Here is a 17,698-nt window from a genome sequence, read left to right as displayed (position 1 = left end):
AGGTCGGGGAGTCAGACTTCTCGTCATGACCGACACCGCCCCCCTCGACGTCACCGAGACCCTCGCCCTCGCGGGCACCGCACTGGGTGCCTCGCTCAGCGGGGCGGTCATCCTGGGAGGGGCGCAGCGCTCCCTGGTGCTGCGCTGCACGGCTCCCGACGGTGCGACGCTCGTGGTCAAGCGGTTCGAGGCCGACGCGGACGGCCGCGAGCGGTTCGCGCGCGAGCACGTCGGGCTGACGACCCTCACCCGGACCCCGGACCTGCTGGGCGTGGACGCGACGCACGAGGTGCTCGTGATGAGCGACCTGGGTCCGGGACCGACCCTCGCCGACCTGCTGCTCGGGTCGGACCGCGAGGCGGCGTGGGCCGGAGCCCTGGACTGGGCCGAGGCCCTCGGCACGCTCCTGGCAGGTGCCCGCGACCGGGTCCCCGAGGTCGAGTCGCGGCTGGCCGCCGCGGGCATCGAGGTGTGGGACGCCGAGCAGGTGGTGCGGGACGGGCTCGCCCGGCTCGGCGCACTGGTCCCGGGGATCGACGAACGATCGCTCGTCGAGGATCTCGTCCCGCTGAGCGAGGTCCTCGCCGTCCGCGGCAGCGACTCGGCCCGCCGGGCCCTCGCGGTCTCCCCCGGGGACACCTGCCCCGACAACGCGGTGCGGACCTCCGAGGGCTGGCGCTTCCTCGACCTCGAGGGCACCAGCACCCACCACCCCGCCCTGGACGCCGCCTATCTCGCCCTGCCGTTCGCGACCTGCTGGTGCGTCTTCGACCCGCCGGCCGGTCTGACCGACGCGATGCTCGCCCGATTCACCGCCGCGCTGGCCCCCGCCTACCCCGATGTCGTCGCCGAGCCCGGCTGGTCCCGCGCCGTGGACCTCGCCTGCGCGGGCTGGATCCTCGCGGCCACCACCTGGTTGGCCCCGGGCGCTCTCGCCGACCGCCAGAGCACCGGTCCCTCCGACCGGCCGTCACCGACCTTCCGTCAGCTGCTGACGTCCCGCTGGCGCTGGGGGGCGGCGCACCTGGCGGGCACCACACCGAGCCTCGCCGCGGCGTTCGCCCGGGCGGCCGGGTGGGCCGAGGACGAGTGGGGCACGCCCGCCACGACCCCGGCGCCGTACGCGGCGTTCACCGGGCCATGATCTGCGGAAGTCGCCCGGACCACGTACAAAGGTCAGGTGAGCACACCCCTCGAGGACTACGCCCTGCTGTCCGACCTCCACACCGGACCCCTGGTGTCCCGGGAGGGGAGCATCGACTGGCTGTGCCTGCCCCGCTTCGACTCGCCGGCCGTGTTCACCGCTCTGCTCGGCGGGCCCGACGACGGCCGGTGGAAGCTCTCCGCCGTCGACGGCGAGGTGGTCGAACGCCGCTACCTGCCCCACACCTTCGTGGTGGAGACGACGTGGCAGACGCCGACCGGCAAGGCACGGGTGACCGACTTCCTGCCTCCCAGCTCCTCGCGCGCCGACCTGGTCCGGCGCGTCGAGTGCCTCGAGGGGACGGTCCAGGTCGAGCACGACCTGCGCCTGCGGTTCGACTACGCCCGCGCGACCCCGTGGGTGCGGATCATCGAGAACGGCGAGCCTGCGCTGCTGTCGCTGGCCGGCCCGGACGGGCTGAGGGTGAGCGGGCCTCTGCTGAGGTGGTCCGGGACGGACGACGAGGGCAACGGCGCCAGGCACGACACCGCTTCTCTGCCCGGGGGATACCGACCGGCCGGTGACGAGGGGGCCGGCGCGCGTGCCCCCCGTCTGACCGGGAGGTTCGGGCTCGCCGAGGGCGAGGTGCTCGACTGGGACCTGACCTGGTTCCCGTCCTACGAGTCGACCCCGGATCCCGTCGACGCCGATCAGGCCCTCGCCGAGACCGTGCGGTTCTGGGGCGACTGGACCTCGCAGCTGACCCTGCGCACCGAGCACGACCCGATGGTCCTGCGATCCCTCATGGTGCTGCGCGCGCTGACCCACGCCGAGACCGGCGGCATCGTCGCCGCCCCCACGGCGTCCCTGCCGGAGGAGATCGGCGGCAGCCGCAACTGGGACTACCGGTACGTGTGGCTACGTGACGCCGCGCTGACGATCGAGGTCGCGGTCGCGCACGGGCTCACCGAGGGGTCCAAGCTCTGGCGCGACTGGCTGCTGCGTGCGGTGGCGGGCGACGCGCACGAGGTCAAGATCATGTACGGGGTCGGCGGGGAGCGTGAGCTCACCGAGCACGAGCTGGACCACCTGGCCGGGTACGAGGGCTCCCGGCCCGTGAGGATCGGCAACGGTGCCGCGGACCAGTACCAGGCCGACGTCGTGGGCGAGGTGATGATCGCCCTGTGCCAGCTGCGTGACGCGGGGGTCGAGGAGGACCGGTACTCGTGGGGTCTGCAGAAGAGCCTGCTTGAGTACTGCGAGGCCAACCTCGACCGCCCGGACCACGGCATCTGGGAGATGCGCGGCGACACCCACCACTTCACGCACGGCCGGGCGATGATGTGGGCGGCCTTCGACCGTGGCATCCGGGCCGTCGAGGTCCACGGGCTCGACGGCCCGGTCGACCGGTGGCGCGAGCTGCGTGAGCAGCTGCGGCAGGAGATCGACGAGCGCGGCTTCGACACCGAGGTGAACAGCTTCACCCAGACCTACGACAACGCCGAGGCCGACGCCTCGCTGCTCCAGCTCCCGCACACCGGCTTCCTCGCCTACGACGACCCTCGGATGCTCGGCACGGTGGCGCGCATCGAGCAGGAGCTCGCCGACGAGCACGGCCTGGTGCGCCGGTACCGCACCGACTCCGGCATCGACGGGCTCGAGGGTGACGAGCACCCCTTCCTCATCTGCACGTTCTGGCTGGTCGAGCAGTACGCGAGCAGCGGCCGGCTCGAGGACGCGCGCGCGCTCATGGACCGGCTGGTCGGCGTGGCCAACGACGTCGGCCTGCTCAGCGAGGAGTACGACCCCGATGCCGAGCGCCTCATCGGGAACTTCCCCCAGGCCTTCAGCCACATCGGCCTCATCCGCGCGGCGGACGCGATCGCCGCGGCGCAGGAACGGTCGCAGCGCTGAGCGTCAGGCTCGTCGCCGTGCGCCCAGGTGCCACGCAGCCGCGTACACCAGCACCCCCGCTGCCGTCGCCGCACCGCCGGCCGTCACGAGCTCGACCAGCAACGCATCGAGCGGTGCGCCGTCGACCACCCCGCCCCTCACCCCCAGCGCCCCGACCAGCAGCCCGACGGCGACCACACCCGCGATCACGCCTGCCCTGGACCGGGTGACACCGAGGCGACCACCCCTCGCACGCCACGCGGCAAGCCGCCGCCACCCCCAGACCACGAGGATCGCGCCGCCGACCAGCGTGCTCAGGTCCTGCAGGATCCGGGCGGTCGTGACGCCGGCGACCTCGGTCTGCAGGAGGGCCAGGTTCTCGACGGCGTAGCCGTCCCAGTGCGTGAACGAGTCCCATGCGACGTGGGTCAGGACACCGATGGCCAGGGAGACGACGATCCACGCCCCGGCCCGCAACGCGCGCGCGAGCCCTGCCTCGGCGAGCGGCTCGGCCGGTGCGCGGTCCGGCCTGCGGCGGACCACCAGGTCGGCGAGCGGCGAGCGCGCGAACCACCACAGCACCACCAGCACGGCCGCCGTCGGTACCGCGACCGTCAGCATCCCTGGCCAGTGGTGGGTGAGGGTGGCGTTGACGAAGGGCTCGTACCAGGCACCCGCGTGACGCGGGACGGGGACGAAGTACGGGACGTCGGGGGCGAGCGCGCCGGCCACGAGCGCAGCAGGCACCAGCGGACCACGCAGGAACGGGATCACGGCCGCAGGGTGGGCGAGGGTGAAGGGCACGGTCCATGCTCGCCGAGGCGCGGCCACCTCGGCATCCGACCTGGGGTGGTCGCGTCGCCGGCCCGATCGAGCCTCATGACCCAGGCGGTGGTGGACCCGACGGACAGCAGGAGAGGATGACGGACGTGGACCACACGACCTTCGAAGCCGATGCCGTGCCCGCCCGGCTCGTCCGGGGGCGGTCGTGAGCACCCGGCACCTGGGTTGGCGCACCGCCTACGAGGTGCTGGCCCTGCGGGTGACCCGCCCGGAGTGGGCCTTCATGAACTACGGGTACGCACCGTCGGTGGACGACGCCGGCGACCTCGACCTGCCCACCGCCGACGAGCCCGACCGGCTGTGCATCAACCTGTACGAGCGCACGATCGGCGGGGTGAGCCTGCAGGACCGTGACGTGCTCGAGGTCGGTTCCGGGCGCGGGGGCGGAAGCTCGTACGTCGCCCGCCACCATCGGCCGCGCTCGGTCGTCGGGCTCGACTTCTCCGCGGCGGCGGTGCGGCTCTGCCGTCGCCACCGGACAGACCCCGGGGTGCCCGGTCTGCGCTACGAGCACGGCGACGCCCAGGCGATGCCGTTCCCCGACGGGTCGTTCGACGCCGTCCTCAACGTCGAGTCGTCGCACTGCTACCCCTCGGTGCCGGCGTTCCTCGCGGAGGTGCGGCGCGTCCTGCGGCCCGGTGGCGTGCTCCTGCTCGCCGACTTCCGGCCGACCGACGCCGTGCCGCGCCTGATGGCTGAGCTGCAGGGGTCAGGCCTGGTGCTGCAGGACACCGACGACATCACCGCCCACGTGGTCGCCGCACTGCGACGCGACGACACCCGCAAACGAGCGCTCATCGGTGCGTGGCTGCCACGGCTCGCCCATCCGCTCATGAGACGCTTCGCCGCGCTCGAGGGTTCGCGCGGCTTCGCGGCGTTCGACTCCGGACGCACCACGTACCTGACCGCCCGGCTGCTCGCACCGACGGACTGACCCCGGCCGGTCCGCCCCGGCCGGTAGCACCGCCGCCCTAGACCCTGCGCGGAAGGGCGAACGCGTCGAGCTCGTCCTTCGGCGGCAGGTAGGGACCCGACCGACCGGGGGCATCGGGGACGAGCTCGCGGAGCAGACCGAGCAGTGTCGTCAGGTTGTCCTCCTGGGCCCGCAGATCGGCGATCCGACCCTCGAGCTCGGTGATCTTCTGGGCGATCTCACGGCGGTGGGCCGTCGCGGCGTCGACGGCCTGCTGGTAGACGTCGGTCCGTGCCGGTCGCGCCGAGGGCTGCGTCATGGTCGTTCATCCTTCGTGTCCGTGTGCGGGGCGACGACCTCGGCGCCGGGGGCGGCCCGACCCACCCGCGGCACGGGTCGGACGGACGACGACAGCCGTTCTACACCGACGGCACGGGAGGACCCAAGGCCCGTCGATCGGGACGGGCTCACGGGATCCGCCAAGATCACCCGATCGGACCACGTGCCCGTCGTCAGGTGCGCGGTGGCCGCGACGGGGGTGCGGGGTCCTGCGCCGCGAGCTCCTCGAGCAGGGCGCGCAGCCGCAGCGGCATCTCCTCGCGCAGCGCGACGGTCGTGCTGGTGCGCACGACGTCGGGCACGGCCACGAGCAGGCCGGTGATCCGGTGGAGGTCCTCGGGGCTGCGCGCCACGACCTTGAGCAGCAGGTCCGCGTCACCCGTCGTGGCGTGCATCTCCACGACCTCGGGGACGGCCATCAGCGCACCGGTCGCCCGGTGCCCGGTGGTCTGGCTGAGCTCGACGGAGATGAACGCGACCAGGGCACGCCCCAGTGCCGCGGGGTCGAGTCGACGGCTCGGCTCCCGCAACGCCCCCTGGGACCGCAGCCGTTGGAGCCGGGCGTGCAGGGTGTTGCGGGCGATGCCGAGACCACGGGCGAGGGCGAGGCTGGAGGCGTCCGGGTCGTCGTCGACGGCGAGCAGGATCCTGGCATCGAGGGCGTCCACCTGCGCATCATGGCAGCCACAGGGGGCCTACGGGTGCATCCTGCGCAGCGAGAACCTCGCCTGTTGCCCGTCTCCCCTCGTTCGGCGACGCTGACCGCCATGAGCACCTCTGCCGCCACGACACCGTCCGCCGTGGCAGCACCGTCGGCGGTGGCAGCACCGCCCGTCGCACCGCACACGCGCCGGGAGGACGTGTTCGCGCTCCTGACCGGGGCGCTGCTGATCTCCCTGGGCCTGCACCTGCTGGAGTCGGGGGGCGCCGTGACCGGCGGGACGCCTGGGCTCGGGCTCCTCCTCAGCCACGCGACACCCTTGCCCTTCGCGGTGGTCTACCTGGCCGTGAACCTGCCGTTCGTGATCCTGGGACTGGTGCAGCGGGGGTGGGCCTTCACGGTCCGCACCGCCGTCGCGGTCGCCCTGGTCGCCGCACTGACCCTGGTGCACCCGCACGCCCTCGCGATCGCCGACATCCCGCTCGCGTACGCGGCCCTGGTCGGGAACCTGCTGGCCGGCGTCGGGATCATCGTGCTGTTCCGGCACGGGGCCAGCATCGCCGGCTTCGGTGTCCTGGCCCTGGTCTGCCAGGAGCGCTACGGCTGGCGGGCCGGCTACGTGCAGCTCGCGTGCGACGCCGTGGTCCTCGCGCTCTCGGTCGCGGTGGTCCCACCCGCGACCCTGCTGGCCTCGGCGGTCGGGGCGGTCGTGCTCAACCTCGTGCTGGCGCTCAACCATCGACCGGGGCGGTACCTCGGCGCCTGAGGGGCTGAGGTCGACCGGGCCGCGAAGGTCCTCACGCGAGCCAGCGGCCGTCGCGCATGACGTCGCGCCCCGCGATCTCGTTCTCCTCGCGCCACGCCTGGAGACGCCGCGGTCTCACCTGGAGGTAGACATACCTGCCGCCGAGCTCCCGGGGATCGAAGCCGGTGCGTGCGGCGAACGCGTCCCCGGTGCCCGTCGGCAGGTCGGCGAGGTCGACCGGGATCGCGGTGCCGTCGACCATGACGACGTCGCGGGTGCGGCCCAGCGCCAGCCGCACCCGACCGTCGGCCAGGACGTTCCGCGCCGTGGCGGAGGTCCGCGCGGTCGCGAGCAGGAGCGTCGAGCCGTCCCACAGGTAGGACAGCGGCACGAGGTGAGGCCCTGCAGGTCCGGACGTGGCGACCCACAGGTCGACGCCGGACTCGAGCAGGCCACGCGCGTCCCGCACCCGCTCCTCCAGGCCGCGAGGAGGTGCGCCGTCAGGCAGGTCGGTCACGGGCTCGACTCCTGTCCGGATGGGCTCGAGTGGGACATGGTGCGGATCCATCGTGCTCCCGGGACCGGCCGGCCACCAGCCCCGTCGGCCTCGCGGTCACACCCGAGGCGTCCGGGCCGAGGGTGGGCGGCACACGAGCACCTGCAGGTCCTCGCCCTCGGCGGTCACCGGGCCGGCAGCCGCGGGCAGGACGACGGTGTCCCCACGGCGCACGGGGTGCGAGGTCCCTGCGGTGACGATCCGCCCTCGTCCGGCGACGACCACGAGCACCGCGAACCCGCCGCCTCCCGTCCGGGTGCCGGTCCACCGCTCGACCCGGAAGAACGCAGCGGCGTCCGGCAGGAGGTCACCGTGGTCCCCCGCCGTCCCGCCGCGGAGGTGAGCAACCTCCTCGGCGGCCCAGCCGCGACGGTCGACGGCTCCGAGCGCGATGTCGAACCCGAGGCCGAGGTGACCCTCCGTGGCGCCGTCGATCCCGAACCCGGACCACTCGAGAAGGATCGACAGGTCCGTCGGCTCCTGCAGCTCGACGACGAACGAGCCCTCCCCGAGTGCGTGCGGGAGACCGGCCGGGACGAGCACGGCGTCCCCGGCGGCGAGGTCGAGCACGTGCATCGCGTCGAGCATCGCGTCGGTGTCCTGCGTGCGTACCCACCCGGCGAGCTCGTCGAGGCCGACGTCACGTGCGAACCCCAGGTGGACCCTGGACGGCTCGAGCACCACCCATGCCTCGGTCTTGCCGTGGCCGAGACCCAGGTGCTCGACGGCGAAGGGGACGTCAGGGTGGGCGTGCACGGGCAGGCGTTGACCCGCGTCGAGGAGCTTGACCAGCAGCGCAGGGTCGGGGCCGAGAGCAGCGAGGTGCTCGGCCCCGAGCCACGCGACGGGGTCCTCCATGATCGCGTCGCGCAGGAGTCGACCATCGGGCAACACCGTGAGCCCGGTGGGCGAGTGGCCGTGGACCGCGGTCGTCGACGCCACCCAGTCCTCAGGCTCATGGCTCGCCCCTGGCTCATCGCTCGCCAGCCGACCCGCACCGCGGAACTGGGTGATCTGCCGACCGCCGGCGTAGAACCGGTCAGCGGGACTGTTGGCGGGCAGCAGGACCGGCCTCATGCGTCCAGCGCCGCCAGGAAGCCGCCGACGAAGGTGTCGCCCAACCCGATCGTCGTCGGCGTGGGCACGGCGCTCAGGTCGAGCGCCGGCACGACCGTCGCCCCCGCACCGAGCAGGCGCGCCACCTCGGCGCAGACCCGTGCCGCGCGGCCCCCGGGGGGCAGGGCCGCGGTCGACGCGTAGTCGTCAGCGGTGAACCCGTCACCCAAGCGGTAGCGGGTGCTCGCCATGACGATGCCCCCGCGCAGCGCAGGCCCGAGGGTCGCGCCGCGCTCCCCGACCGCCAACGCCCAGTGCTGGGTGTGCACCACGAGCGTGGGTGCGGGCACCAGCGTGCGCAGCTCCCCGACGGCCCGGGCCACCTCGAGCGGGTCGAGCAGGTCGACCCGGTGGCCGAGGTAGGCCTGCATCTCGTCCTCGTTGAGGCTGTAGACGTCGACCACGCCGGCCATCTCGTCGCGCACCCGCACGCTGAGCGCAGGCACGTGGAAGCCTGCGTCCTCGAACATGACCAGGGCGCCGGCCCGCAGCGCGAGCATGGCCTGCCGCACCCGCGCGAGGCGGTCGTCGAGCGTCGCCGGGTCCTGGATCACGTTGAACGAGGACAGCAGGAACACGTCAGCGCGGTGCAGCGCCCCAGGCAGGTCGTCGGCGATCCGCAGCTCACGGTGCGGTGGGTCGTTGGCGTAGATGATCCGGTTGGGCCGGGGGGCGACGAGCTCGACCTCGCCCAGCCGCACCGTGGCGCCGGCCGGGTACTGCACGATCAGGTGCGGGTCGAGCGAGTCCTGCGTGGCGCTCGAGATGTGGTCGACCCTCCTAGGGAGCAGCCGGCGGACGTTCTCGTCGATCGAGACGAGGTGCACCGTGCTGGGCACCCCGAGCACGTCCATCGCGATCGCCGCACGCACGCAGGTACCACCGAGGGTCACCGCCTTGTCGAAGCGGGCTGCCATCTCCTCGACGATGTCGGAGGAGGCGACGAACCGCTCTCCCCCGACACCGTCGCGGACGAAGGCCAGCAGGCTGCGCACGAGGTCGCGCACCGAGCCGACCGGGGTCGTCAGGTCGAGGTCCTCGGGCCCCACCCCGTGCTCGACGGCGAGCCGCTCGAGCACCGACGGGTCCCACCGGATCTCGTAGTCGACCGTCCCTCCCATGCCCAGCACGAACCTCATCGGCGCGCTGCCCCTCTCGTGGATCTCGACGGATCTGACCGCGTCAGTACAGGTCGGCCTTGCCGGCGGCGTCGAAGAGATGGATCTTGTGCGCCGCGACCTCCTGCATCGCCGCGATGGCCGGGGGCTGGATGAGCAGCGGCTCGCGCAGGGTGGTGTCGGCAAGGACCTCCCGCATCTTGTCGTGGTAGGCGACCTTGATGTCGCTCGAGATGTTGATCTTGTTGATCCCGAGCTTGACCGACTGACCGATCTCGTCGTCCGGGTTGCCCGAACCGCCGTGCAGCACCAGGGGGATCGGCAGGAGCGCCTTGATGTCCCGGAGCAGGTCGAGCTTCAGCTCGGGCTTCATGTGCTTGGGGTACAGGCCGTGCGCGGTGCCGATCGCGACGGCGAGGCTGTCGATCCCGGTGCGTGTCACGTACTCGACGGCCTGCTGAGGGTCGGTGAACGCGATCTCCGAGACGGCCACCCCCTCCTCGGCCTGCTCGTCGAGCTTGCCGATGGTCCCGAGCTCGCCCTCGACGGACACCCCCACCGCTCGCCCGGTCTCGGCGACCCGCGCGGTGATCGCCACGTTCTGCTCGAAGGGCAGCATCGACGCGTCGATCATCGCGGAGGTGAAGCCGTACTGGATCGCCTCCAGGACCTGCTCGTAGGTGCCGCCGTGGTCCCAGTGGATCGCGACCGGCACCGAGGAGCGGTGGGCGCGCTGGATGATCGCGGGCAAGACGTCGCGGCCCAGGTGGGCCACCTCGTCCGGGTGGATGGCGATCATGAGGGGCGCACGCAGCTTCTCGCTGATCTCGAAGATGCCCTTGCCCATCGCGTAGTCGCTGATGTTGAACGCGGGGATAGCGAAGTAGTTCTCGTTCGCGACCGCGAGCAGGTCCTTACCGTTCATCAACATGGTCAGGTCTTCCTTCTGTCAGTTCTCAGGAATGGTCTCGGTGTTCTCAGAGCTTCACGGCGCCAGCGGTCATCCCCCCGATGAAATAGCGTTGGAAGAAGAGGAACAGAAGGAGCACGGGAATGCATCCGAGAATGCTCATCGCCATCATCTCGTTCCATTCGTACGAGTGCTGGCCCATGAGCAGCTGGATGCCGATGGGCACCGTGCGCATGTCTTCCGTGCGAGTGAGGGTGAGCGCGAAGAGGAACTCGTTCCACGCGATCATGAACGTGTAGACACCGACCGAGACGAGGCCGGGCACCGAGATGGGGATGAGGATCCGCCATAGCGCGGTCATCGGACCGGCGCCATCCACCTTGACCGCCTCGTCGAGCTCGCGGGGAAGGGTGTTGAAGTAGCCCGTCATCATGATGATCGCGTAAGGCAATGTGAATACCATGTAGGTGAGGATCAGTCCCTGGTAGGTGTTGTAGAGCCGCAGGGTGACCATCAGCCCGAAGTACGGGATCAGCAGCGTGATCGGTGGCACCGCCTGGACGGTGACGACCACGATGTTGATCGTCTTCTTGCCCCAGAACTCGTACCTGCTGAACGCGTACGCGGCAAGCACCGCGACCACCAGCGACAGGACGGTCACCGAGAGCGCCACGACATAGCTGTTGAGGAAGAACCGCAGCTTCACGGGGTCGGTGAGGATCGTCGTGTACGCGTCGAACGAGAACCCGGGCGTGATCAGCCGAGGCGGGAACTCGAAGATCTCCGAGTTGCGCTTGAAGGAGCTCGAGAGCATCCACAGCACGGGCAGGGCCGAGAAGCACGCGCCCAGGACGAGCGCGGCGACCAGCGCGACCTTCTTCCCGGTGTGCTTGGGCGGCGTGCGCTGGGCAGGACGCCCCGAGACGGCGGCAGGCGTAGCCAGAACGGTCATGTCAGTCCCTCGACTTCTGGTGCCGGACGTAGAAGAACGCGAGCACCATCGACATCAGGAGCACCAGTACGGCCGAGGCCGAGGCGAGCGAGAAGTCGTAGCGGGTGAACGCGAGCTTGTAGGTGAAGGTCGACAGCATCTCGGTCGAGGTGATCGGCCCGCCTCCCGTCGTCATCCAGATGAGCGCGAACTGCTGCGTCGTCCAGATGAAGTCCAGGAGCGCCATCGAGATGATGATCGGGCGCAGCTGCGGGATCGTGACGTGGAGGAACTGCGACCAGGCCCCGGCGCCGTCTACGCGCGCCGCCTCGTACAGCTCCCGCGGGATCCCTTGGAGCCCCGCGAGCAGCGAGATCATGAAGAACGGGTAGCCGGACCAGATGTTGATGAACGTCACCGCGGCGAGCGCGGTCGAGGTGCTGGCGAGCCACTCCGTCTGACCGTCGGTGACACCGAAGGCACCGAGAAGGTAGTTGACGACACCGTTGGGGTTGAGCAGGAGCCGCCACAGCACCGCGACGATCGCCACGGTGAACAGCCACGGCAGGATGTACAGCACCCGGAACAGGCCTTTGGTGCGGTTGCCCAGCAGCGGCGAGTTCAACATCAGCGCGAACCCGAGGCCGATCGCGAAGTGCACGACCACCGAGGAGATGGTGAAGACCAGGGTGTTGCGCACCGCGGTGAAGAACACCGGGTTGGTGAGGACCTCGACGTAGTTGTCGAAGCCCACGAACGCCGGGTTCTGGTTGGTGATCACGCCGTCGAGCAGCGAGTAGGTGACCACCATGACGATCGGCGTGATCATCAGGATCACGAGCAGCACGCCGGTGGGGGTGAGGAAGCCGTAGGGCGTCAGCCGGCGCTTGAGCCGCGAGATGCTGCGCGCTCGGGCACCGACATCACGGGCGGGTGCAGGCGGTCGCACCGCGAGTGCGTCCCGCGGCGGACGAGTGGTCTGGGACATTGCTGGCTCTCTCTTCGAGGGCGGGTGGCGCCGGGTTCCGTACCCGGCGCCACCCCAGGGGGTTCAGGGCTAGGGGCCTAGAACTCCCGTTCCCACTTGGCCTGCGCGGCCGCGAGCGCGTCCTGCATCGACTGCTGGCCGTCGAGGGACCGCTGGAACTCCTCGCCGAAGTCGCGCATCAGCTGCTCGGCCACCGGAAGGCCGGTGAACTCGTTGGCCGGGAAGCCGGACTGGTAGATCTCGAAAGCGGTGCCGAACACCTCGTCCTGCTCGACGAAGTCGGGCACCGAGCCGACGTTGCCGGGGAAGGCGTTGGCGATCGACGACAGCTCGCTGTTGACGGACTCGCTCATGAGGAACTCGACGAGCTTGAACGCCTCGGCCTTGTGCTCGGAGTTCTCGGCCACGCCGATGCCCCACGAGGCGTAGGGGATCCCGCGCTCACCGTCGTACCCGTCGTCGGCGGGGATCGCCGAGATGCTGAACTCCAGGTCGGGGTTCGACTCGCGGATGAGGTTCACGTGGGCGAGCGAGTCGATCATCATGCCGACCCGGCCGTTGGTGAACTCCTCGACCTTGTCCTGCTCCTTCATCGTGAACGCCCCGGGGGCGATGACGCCGTCGTCCCAGAGCCCTTGGATGAACTCGGTGGCGCTGCTGACGTCGGCGTTGTCCACGAGAGCGGGCTGGCCGCCGTCCAGCATGGAGCCCCCGGAGGCCCACACCCACGACATGACGTCGTTCTGGATGCCGTTGGGTGCCTCGAGCGAGAGCGGGAGGATCCAGCCGTAGGCGTCGCCCTCGGTGATCGCGGCCGCGGCGTCGGCGAACTCCGACCGCGTGGTCGGCGGGGCCGCGACCCCTGCCGCGTCGAGCAGGGCGTCGTTGGTGAACATCGGGTAGACGAAGTTCACGACCGGGATCATGTACGTCGCTCCGTCGACCTGCACCTGGCTGGCAAGCTCGGAGTCGTCGTAGCCGACGTCCGCCATGACCGCCGTGAGATCCGCGATCGCCCCCTGCTGCGCGAAGTCGCTGACCCAGGCGCCGTCGAGCCCGACGACGTCCGACATGGTGCCGGCTGCGGCGCCCGCTACCACCTGCTCCTTGGTCGAGGCGTACGGACCGGACAGGAGCTCGACCGTGATCCCGGGGTTCTCGGCCTCGAACTGGTCCATCAGTGCGCGGAAGGCACCCGCGGGCAGCTCGGGCTCCCACCACTGCGAGAACTCGAGCGTGACCTCGCCCTCGGTCGTCGTGCCACCGTCCGTCGTGCTGCCCGTCTCCTGCGCACCACCCGCGCAACCCGTGAGTACGAGTGCTGCGGCACCGGCGACGGCGATGAAGCGTCCCATGTAAGCGCCCTTGCTCATGACTCTCCCTCTACTAATTCTGCCGCTTCGTGCGCTCCGATGCGCCCTCTTGCGTGTTTTTGCAACCTAAACCTCGCCTAAGGGGCATGTCAACCAGCAACTCGCTGCCAGCCCGGCAGGAACCGCCGGCAGCGGGATGCGCCAGACCTCACCGACCGCAGGTTCTCGCACAAACCCGCAGGCGTGTGCTTGACTGCCACCATGTCCACCACGACCGACGGCTCCTCGCGACGCCTGCCCGCGGGCCGCAAGGCCGAGCTCGCGGCGTACATCGCCGAGACCGGGCAGGTGACGGTCGCGAACCTGGCCGAGAGGTTCGACGTGTCAGCGGACACCATCCGCCGTGATCTCGACCAGCTCGACGCCGAGGGCGTCCTCATCCGCACCCACGGCGGCGCGATCAGCTCCCAGGCGGTTCCCCGGCCGGACACCGGCATGGACGTCAGGCTCCGCCTGCAGACCAGCGCGAAGGACCAGATCGGTGCGCTCGCCGCGGGGCTCGTGCGCGACGGAGCGACCCTGATGATCAATGCGGGCACCACGACGCTCGCCGCGGCCCGCCATCTCTCCGAGCACCGCGACCTCACGATCGCGACGAACTCCTTGCGCCTGCCGACCGAGCTGCACCCGCTGGCGTTCCGCGACCTGTACGTCTTCGGCGGGCTCGTCCGGGTCAGTGCGCAGGGAACGGTCGGCGCGGTCGCCTTCCCCTCGCAGAGCGGCGCCGATCGCGAGATCCGGTGCGACCTGGCGCTCATCGGTGTCGGCGCCGTGAACACCGACGCCGGCTACTCCACGAGCAACCTCGGCGAGGCGACGATGATCCGCGAGATGATGGACCGGTCCTCGCGCGTGGCCGTGCTCGCGGACTCCACCAAGTTCGGTCGCCGGCTGTTCGCGCAGATCGCCGAGCTAGGGCACGCGGACTACCTCGTGACCGACTCCCCGCCGCCCGATGAGCTCGCCGAGGCGCTGCGCGCCGCAGACGTGGAGATCATCCGTCCCGAGGCGTGAGCGGGGACCGGGACGAACGCAGCCAGTCGCGCGTGAGCTCCATCTGACCGTGGTGCTGGGCGAGCTCCTCGAGCACGTGGAGCAACGCGGCCCCCTGGGTGCGGATCCCGTCCTCCAGGCCGTGACCCGTCGTCGCGCGCAACGGTGCCGCGCCGTCGGCCGCGAGCGCGTCCTGGTGCAGACGGCGACGCACGGTCGCGACGCGCACGAGGAGCGGGGCGACGGGGCCCGCCGCCCGGAACTCCGCCTCCCGGTCACGGTCGAGGGCACGACCCGCCACGCGATGACCCGCCCACGCGTCGATCACGCCCAGGCAGTGGGTGAGGATCGCGTACGGCGTGTTGGCGCCCGGCAGGTCGGGGGCACGGTTGGCGAGGTCGTCGCCCAGCTCCTCGAGGATCCCCGACATCCCGTCGAGCGCCCGGTCGCAGACGTGCAGCAGCTGCAGTGCGGTGATCATGGCGACAGCCTGCCAGGGGTGGGCCGCGGTCGACCGCCGGGGCACGCCGTTGGTCCCAGCCCGCACCCGTTGCCCCTGCCTAGGGTCGAACCGGTCGGCCCCGCGGGGCGCAGCAGCCGCAGGAGGTTCACCGTGTCCGGTCGCACCAGGCTCGGGGTCGGGTCTGGGGTCCTCGCGGTGGTCACGACGGTGTACCTGCGCGTCGTGCGGCCGTGGCAGCTGACCTGGGGCGCCACCCAGGCGGAGGTCGCCGCGGCGATGCCGGGCGACGAGCTGGTCGCCCGGCCCGTGTTCGACGCGACCCGGGCGATCACCATCCAGGCCCCGCCCGCAGCGGTGTGGCCGTGGCTGGTGCAGGTCGGCGTGGGCAGGGCCGGCTGGTACAGCTACGACCTGCTGGACAACCTGGGCCGGCCGAGCGCCGACCGCATCCTGCCCGAGCACCAGGGGCTGACCGTCGGTGACGTCGTCCCGATGAGCCCCGACGGCACCCAGGGCGTCACGGTGCAGTCGATGCACGCCCCGAACTCGATGGTCTGGGGCAGCCCGGGCACCTCGTGGGCCTGGCAGCTCGAACCGCTCGGTCACGGGGCGACCCGCCTGGTCACCCGGATCAGGTCCCGTCCCCAGCCGACCCCCTTCTCGCTGGCGTTCGCCGTCCTGCTCGAGCTGGCCGACATCTGGATGCTGCGTCGGATGCTGCTCACGGTCCGCCGTCGCGCCGCGGACTGAGGTGCCTCCCCGGCACGCGCGACACGTTCGTCGCCGCGACGCCCACGGGTCACCCTGCGGTCCTCCGCCCGTCACACGGGGTGCCTACCGTCGGGGCATGAATGACCGGAGCCACGCTCGGGCCCCCTCGGGGCGGGCGGCACAGTACGTCTTCCTCGACGGCCCCCTGGCCCGCCGGATCCTCGTCTCGACCGACGTCCATCACCGCGGCGAGCGCATCGACGTCGGGGTCATCGACGTGGGTCTGGACGGCGAGGACCTCCCGAGCTTCGGGTACGCGGTCCACGCCCCCGCACGGCCCGGTCGTCGCGGACGACTGCGGTACGTCGGGCCCGCGCCGGACCCGTCCCCGGTACCCGCCTGATCGCCGACGCCGCCCAGGACCACGTGCCCCGACCCGGCGCCGGACCACGCTCATCGGGTCCGGCGGGAGCAGGATGTGACGGTGCGTGAGACGAGCAGGGGGCGGTCGACGGTCGACGTCTGGGTGGCCGCCCTCCGCGACGACGAGACCGGACCGTGGCTCGCGCACCTCGACGCCACCGAGCAGGCCCGGGCCGCCACGCTCCCTGATCAGCAGCGCTCCCGGTTCGTCCAGGCTCGCGCCCTGCTGCGGGGCGTCCTCGGGGAGCGTCTGGGCTGCTCGGCCCGGGCGGTCGAGCTGCACGTCGCCTGCTCGGCGTGCGGCGGCCCGCACGGACCCGTCACGCTCGCAGCGGACATCGACCTGTTCACGAGCATCACGAGGGCCGGAGCACGGATCGGCGTCGCGCTCACCGACGCGGGGGCCGTGGGCGTCGACATCGAGTCGTTCGCCGCCATCTCTGCTGCCCGGCTCGCCGACGTCGCCCTGTCCGGCCGCGCGCTGGCCGCACACGCTCGCCGACGCCCGAGCGCTCGCACGCGGGCCCTCGCCACGTCCTGGGTCAGCGCAGAGGCGGCCCTCAAGGCGACCGGCACCGGGCTGCGGACCAGCCCCGCGGACCTGGAGATCCACTCCCGACGCGGGCGACGTACCGCCCTCGCCCCCGACGGCACCTGGGCGCTCCTCGCGGGCCTCGACCTGGGCCCGGGTCTCGCGGGGGCGGTCGCCCTGGTGCCGGGCGGGCCGTGGTCGGCCGAGCACACCGGCCGCGACCCGGCAGCAGGACCGCACCGGCTCACGGTCCGGCTGCACGACGGCGACGCCGTCCTCACCGACCTCTCAGAGAGCCAGCGCTGAACGGACGCCCTTCCACAGATCGCCGTAGGCGACGGCGGGCACGCTGCGGGGGGCGAAGGTGGCGATCGGTGCCCGCTCGACACCCATCCGCTCGACCAGCGTGGAGGCAGGGACCACCACGTCGATCACGTGCTTGGACTCCTGGGGCAACGTCTCGGCCAGGTCGCGGTGGATCGTCTTGCGCCGGTCGACCATCGACAGGAACCCCACGATCGTGGGGCGACGGCTCTTCAGGTCCGTGACCATGCCGCAGACCTGGTCCAGTGAGCGCATGGCGAGGGGTGAGGGGACCAGAGGGACGACGACGACGTCGGCCGCCCGCAGGATCGCCTCGGAGAGCAGTGACATCCCGGGCGGGCAGTCGAGGATCACCACCTGGTGGCGCTTCCCGAGCGAGGCGAGCATCCGCTCGAGCTGTCGCTCAGGCCTCTTGGTGCCGTCCAGCTCGACGTCGAGCGCCCGGTAGGAGTCATGGGCAGGGATCACGTCGAGCCGCTTGTCGTCGGTCGTCCGCACGACGTCGGCCAGATCGGTCTTCCCGCGGACCAGGGCGTGCACGTCAGCCTTCGCCTTCTGCTTCGGCTTGACGCCCAGCAGGAAGGTCGCACCGCCCTGCGGGTCGAGGTCCCACAGCAGGGTGCGGTGCTTCTGCGACGCGCTCCACGCGAGGTTGACCGCGGCCGAGGTCTTCCCGACCCCGCCCTTCACGCTGTACACGGCAACGACCTTCATGGGTGCCT

19 protein-coding genes and 1 pseudogene are annotated in these 17,698 nt (G+C 71.4%); 8 read left to right on the top strand and 12 right to left on the bottom strand.

Annotation, left to right across the window (positions count from 1 at the left end; translation table 11 throughout):
- Window positions 1-25 precede the first annotated feature (25 nt).
- Window positions 26-1,144 carry a phosphotransferase family protein gene (locus M1R94_RS09240; protein ID WP_249381400.1) on the top strand — a complete coding sequence of 373 codons (1,119 nt, stop codon included), beginning with the start codon at window positions 26-28 and terminating at the stop codon, window positions 1,142-1,144.
- Between the two features lie 12 nt (window positions 1,145-1,156).
- Window positions 1,157-3,058: pseudogene (locus M1R94_RS09235) on the top strand (glycoside hydrolase family 15 protein); the annotation flags it as partial.
- Window positions 3,059-3,061: 3 nt separating this feature from the next.
- Here the strand turns inward: M1R94_RS09235 and M1R94_RS09230 are convergent.
- Window positions 3,062-3,841, bottom strand: coding sequence for a DUF4184 family protein (locus M1R94_RS09230; protein WP_249381398.1), 780 nt, complete (start codon window positions 3,839-3,841; stop codon window positions 3,062-3,064).
- 184 nt (window positions 3,842-4,025) lie between these two features.
- On the opposite strand from M1R94_RS09230, the gene M1R94_RS09225 reads away from it, so the two are divergent.
- Entirely contained in the window at window positions 4,026-4,814 is a 789-nt protein-coding gene (locus M1R94_RS09225; protein ID WP_249381397.1) for a class I SAM-dependent methyltransferase, read from the top strand.
- Window positions 4,815-4,851: 37 nt separating this feature from the next.
- On the opposite strand, the gene M1R94_RS09220 is transcribed toward M1R94_RS09225, so the two are convergent.
- Together M1R94_RS09220 and M1R94_RS09215 are read right to left on the bottom strand one after the other, a co-directional pair.
- Window positions 4,852-5,112 carry a hypothetical protein gene (locus M1R94_RS09220; RefSeq protein WP_249381396.1) on the bottom strand — a complete coding sequence of 87 codons (261 nt, stop codon included), beginning with the start codon at window positions 5,110-5,112 and terminating at the stop codon, window positions 4,852-4,854.
- A 193-nt stretch (window positions 5,113-5,305) separates the two neighbouring features.
- Window positions 5,306-5,800: an Lrp/AsnC family transcriptional regulator gene (locus tag M1R94_RS09215; RefSeq protein WP_249381395.1), complete on the bottom strand. Its 495-nt coding sequence runs from the start codon at window positions 5,798-5,800 to the stop codon at window positions 5,306-5,308.
- A 99-nt stretch (window positions 5,801-5,899) separates the two neighbouring features.
- Between M1R94_RS09215 and M1R94_RS09210 the strand changes: the two genes are divergently transcribed.
- Window positions 5,900-6,559, top strand: a complete 660-nt coding sequence (locus tag M1R94_RS09210) for a YitT family protein (protein WP_249381394.1) — start codon at window positions 5,900-5,902, stop codon at window positions 6,557-6,559.
- 31 nt (window positions 6,560-6,590) lie between these two features.
- Here the strand turns inward: M1R94_RS09210 and M1R94_RS09205 are convergent, their stop codons facing one another.
- From M1R94_RS09205 to M1R94_RS09175, 7 genes are all read right to left on the bottom strand, one after another.
- A complete protein-coding gene (locus M1R94_RS09205) occupies window positions 6,591-7,055 on the bottom strand; it encodes a pyridoxamine 5'-phosphate oxidase family protein (protein ID WP_249381393.1) in 465 nt (154 codons plus the stop codon).
- A gap of 96 nt (window positions 7,056-7,151) precedes the next feature.
- Window positions 7,152-8,171 carry a class I mannose-6-phosphate isomerase gene (locus tag M1R94_RS09200; RefSeq protein ID WP_249381392.1) on the bottom strand — a complete coding sequence of 340 codons (1,020 nt, stop codon included), beginning with the start codon at window positions 8,169-8,171 and terminating at the stop codon, window positions 7,152-7,154.
- Window positions 8,168-9,349: an ADP-dependent glucokinase/phosphofructokinase gene (locus M1R94_RS09195; protein WP_249381391.1), complete on the bottom strand. Its 1,182-nt coding sequence runs from the start codon at window positions 9,347-9,349 to the stop codon at window positions 8,168-8,170. The genes M1R94_RS09200 and M1R94_RS09195 overlap by 4 nt, the downstream gene beginning before the upstream one ends.
- Window positions 9,350-9,392: 43 nt before the next feature.
- Window positions 9,393-10,253, bottom strand: coding sequence for a ketose-bisphosphate aldolase (locus M1R94_RS09190; protein ID WP_249381390.1), 861 nt, complete (start codon window positions 10,251-10,253; stop codon window positions 9,393-9,395).
- Between the two features lie 52 nt (window positions 10,254-10,305).
- Window positions 10,306-11,190 carry a carbohydrate ABC transporter permease gene (locus M1R94_RS09185; RefSeq protein WP_249381389.1) on the bottom strand — a complete coding sequence of 295 codons (885 nt, stop codon included), beginning with the start codon at window positions 11,188-11,190 and terminating at the stop codon, window positions 10,306-10,308.
- 1 nt (window position 11,191) lies between these two features.
- Window positions 11,192-12,157 (bottom strand): carbohydrate ABC transporter permease, encoded by a 966-nt coding sequence (locus tag M1R94_RS09180; RefSeq protein WP_249381388.1) that lies wholly within the window; start codon window positions 12,155-12,157, stop codon window positions 11,192-11,194.
- 77 nt (window positions 12,158-12,234) lie between these two features.
- Complete coding sequence (locus M1R94_RS09175; RefSeq protein WP_249381387.1) at window positions 12,235-13,530, bottom strand: ABC transporter substrate-binding protein; 1,296 nt, start codon at window positions 13,528-13,530, stop codon at window positions 12,235-12,237.
- Between the two features lie 201 nt (window positions 13,531-13,731).
- Between M1R94_RS09175 and M1R94_RS09170 the strand changes: the two genes are divergently transcribed.
- On the top strand, window positions 13,732-14,544 hold the full coding sequence (locus M1R94_RS09170) for a DeoR/GlpR family DNA-binding transcription regulator (RefSeq protein ID WP_249381386.1): 813 nt from the start codon (window positions 13,732-13,734) through the stop codon (window positions 14,542-14,544).
- On the opposite strand, the gene M1R94_RS09165 is transcribed toward M1R94_RS09170, so the two are convergent.
- Window positions 14,525-15,004, bottom strand: coding sequence for a DinB family protein (locus tag M1R94_RS09165; RefSeq protein WP_249381385.1), 480 nt, complete (start codon window positions 15,002-15,004; stop codon window positions 14,525-14,527). The two genes, M1R94_RS09170 and M1R94_RS09165, sit on opposite strands and share 20 nt — an antisense overlap.
- A 132-nt stretch (window positions 15,005-15,136) precedes the next feature.
- Between M1R94_RS09165 and M1R94_RS09160 the strand changes: the two genes are divergently transcribed.
- From M1R94_RS09160 to M1R94_RS20715, 3 genes are all read left to right on the top strand, one after another.
- On the top strand, window positions 15,137-15,736 hold the full coding sequence (locus M1R94_RS09160) for a hypothetical protein (protein ID WP_249381384.1): 600 nt from the start codon (window positions 15,137-15,139) through the stop codon (window positions 15,734-15,736).
- A 97-nt stretch (window positions 15,737-15,833) separates the two neighbouring features.
- Window positions 15,834-16,100, top strand: coding sequence for a hypothetical protein (locus M1R94_RS09155; RefSeq protein WP_249381383.1), 267 nt, complete (start codon window positions 15,834-15,836; stop codon window positions 16,098-16,100).
- Between the two features lie 81 nt (window positions 16,101-16,181).
- On the top strand, window positions 16,182-16,958 hold the full coding sequence (locus M1R94_RS20715; protein ID WP_249381382.1) for a 4'-phosphopantetheinyl transferase family protein: 777 nt from the start codon (window positions 16,182-16,184) through the stop codon (window positions 16,956-16,958).
- Here the strand turns inward: M1R94_RS20715 and M1R94_RS09145 are convergent.
- Window positions 16,941-17,690 (bottom strand): ParA family protein, encoded by a 750-nt coding sequence (locus tag M1R94_RS09145; protein WP_249381381.1) that lies wholly within the window; start codon window positions 17,688-17,690, stop codon window positions 16,941-16,943. The genes M1R94_RS20715 and M1R94_RS09145 overlap by 18 nt on opposite strands.
- Between the last annotated feature and the right edge of the window lie 8 nt (window positions 17,691-17,698).

The sequence above is a fragment of the Actinotalea alkalitolerans genome (genome assembly GCF_023369855.1).
GTDB lineage: Bacteria > Actinomycetota > Actinomycetes > Actinomycetales > Cellulomonadaceae > Actinotalea.
Note: the sequence above shows the minus strand (reverse complement) of the source record. Positions and strands in the feature narration are given on the sequence as shown.

Coding starts and splice junctions, on each gene's coding strand:
- M1R94_RS09200 (WP_249381392.1), bottom strand. CDS start 8,171: ATGAGGCCGGTCCTGCTGCCCGCCAACAGTCCCGCTGACCGGTTCTAC.
- M1R94_RS09165 (WP_249381385.1), bottom strand. CDS start 15,004: ATGATCACCGCACTGCAGCTGCTGCACGTCTGCGACCGGGCGCTCGAC.
- M1R94_RS09155 (WP_249381383.1), top strand. CDS start 15,834: ATGAATGACCGGAGCCACGCTCGGGCCCCCTCGGGGCGGGCGGCACAG.
- M1R94_RS09240 (WP_249381400.1), top strand. CDS start 26: ATGACCGACACCGCCCCCCTCGACGTCACCGAGACCCTCGCCCTCGCG.
- M1R94_RS09185 (WP_249381389.1), bottom strand. CDS start 11,190: ATGACCGTTCTGGCTACGCCTGCCGCCGTCTCGGGGCGTCCTGCCCAG.
- M1R94_RS09180 (WP_249381388.1), bottom strand. CDS start 12,157: ATGTCCCAGACCACTCGTCCGCCGCGGGACGCACTCGCGGTGCGACCG.
- M1R94_RS09220 (WP_249381396.1), bottom strand. CDS start 5,112: ATGACGCAGCCCTCGGCGCGACCGGCACGGACCGACGTCTACCAGCAG.
- M1R94_RS09145 (WP_249381381.1), bottom strand. CDS start 17,690: ATGAAGGTCGTTGCCGTGTACAGCGTGAAGGGCGGGGTCGGGAAGACC.
- M1R94_RS09170 (WP_249381386.1), top strand. CDS start 13,732: ATGTCCACCACGACCGACGGCTCCTCGCGACGCCTGCCCGCGGGCCGC.
- M1R94_RS09190 (WP_249381390.1), bottom strand. CDS start 10,253: ATGAACGGTAAGGACCTGCTCGCGGTCGCGAACGAGAACTACTTCGCT.
- M1R94_RS09195 (WP_249381391.1), bottom strand. CDS start 9,349: ATGAGGTTCGTGCTGGGCATGGGAGGGACGGTCGACTACGAGATCCGG.
- M1R94_RS09210 (WP_249381394.1), top strand. CDS start 5,900: ATGAGCACCTCTGCCGCCACGACACCGTCCGCCGTGGCAGCACCGTCG.
- M1R94_RS09175 (WP_249381387.1), bottom strand. CDS start 13,530: ATGAGCAAGGGCGCTTACATGGGACGCTTCATCGCCGTCGCCGGTGCC.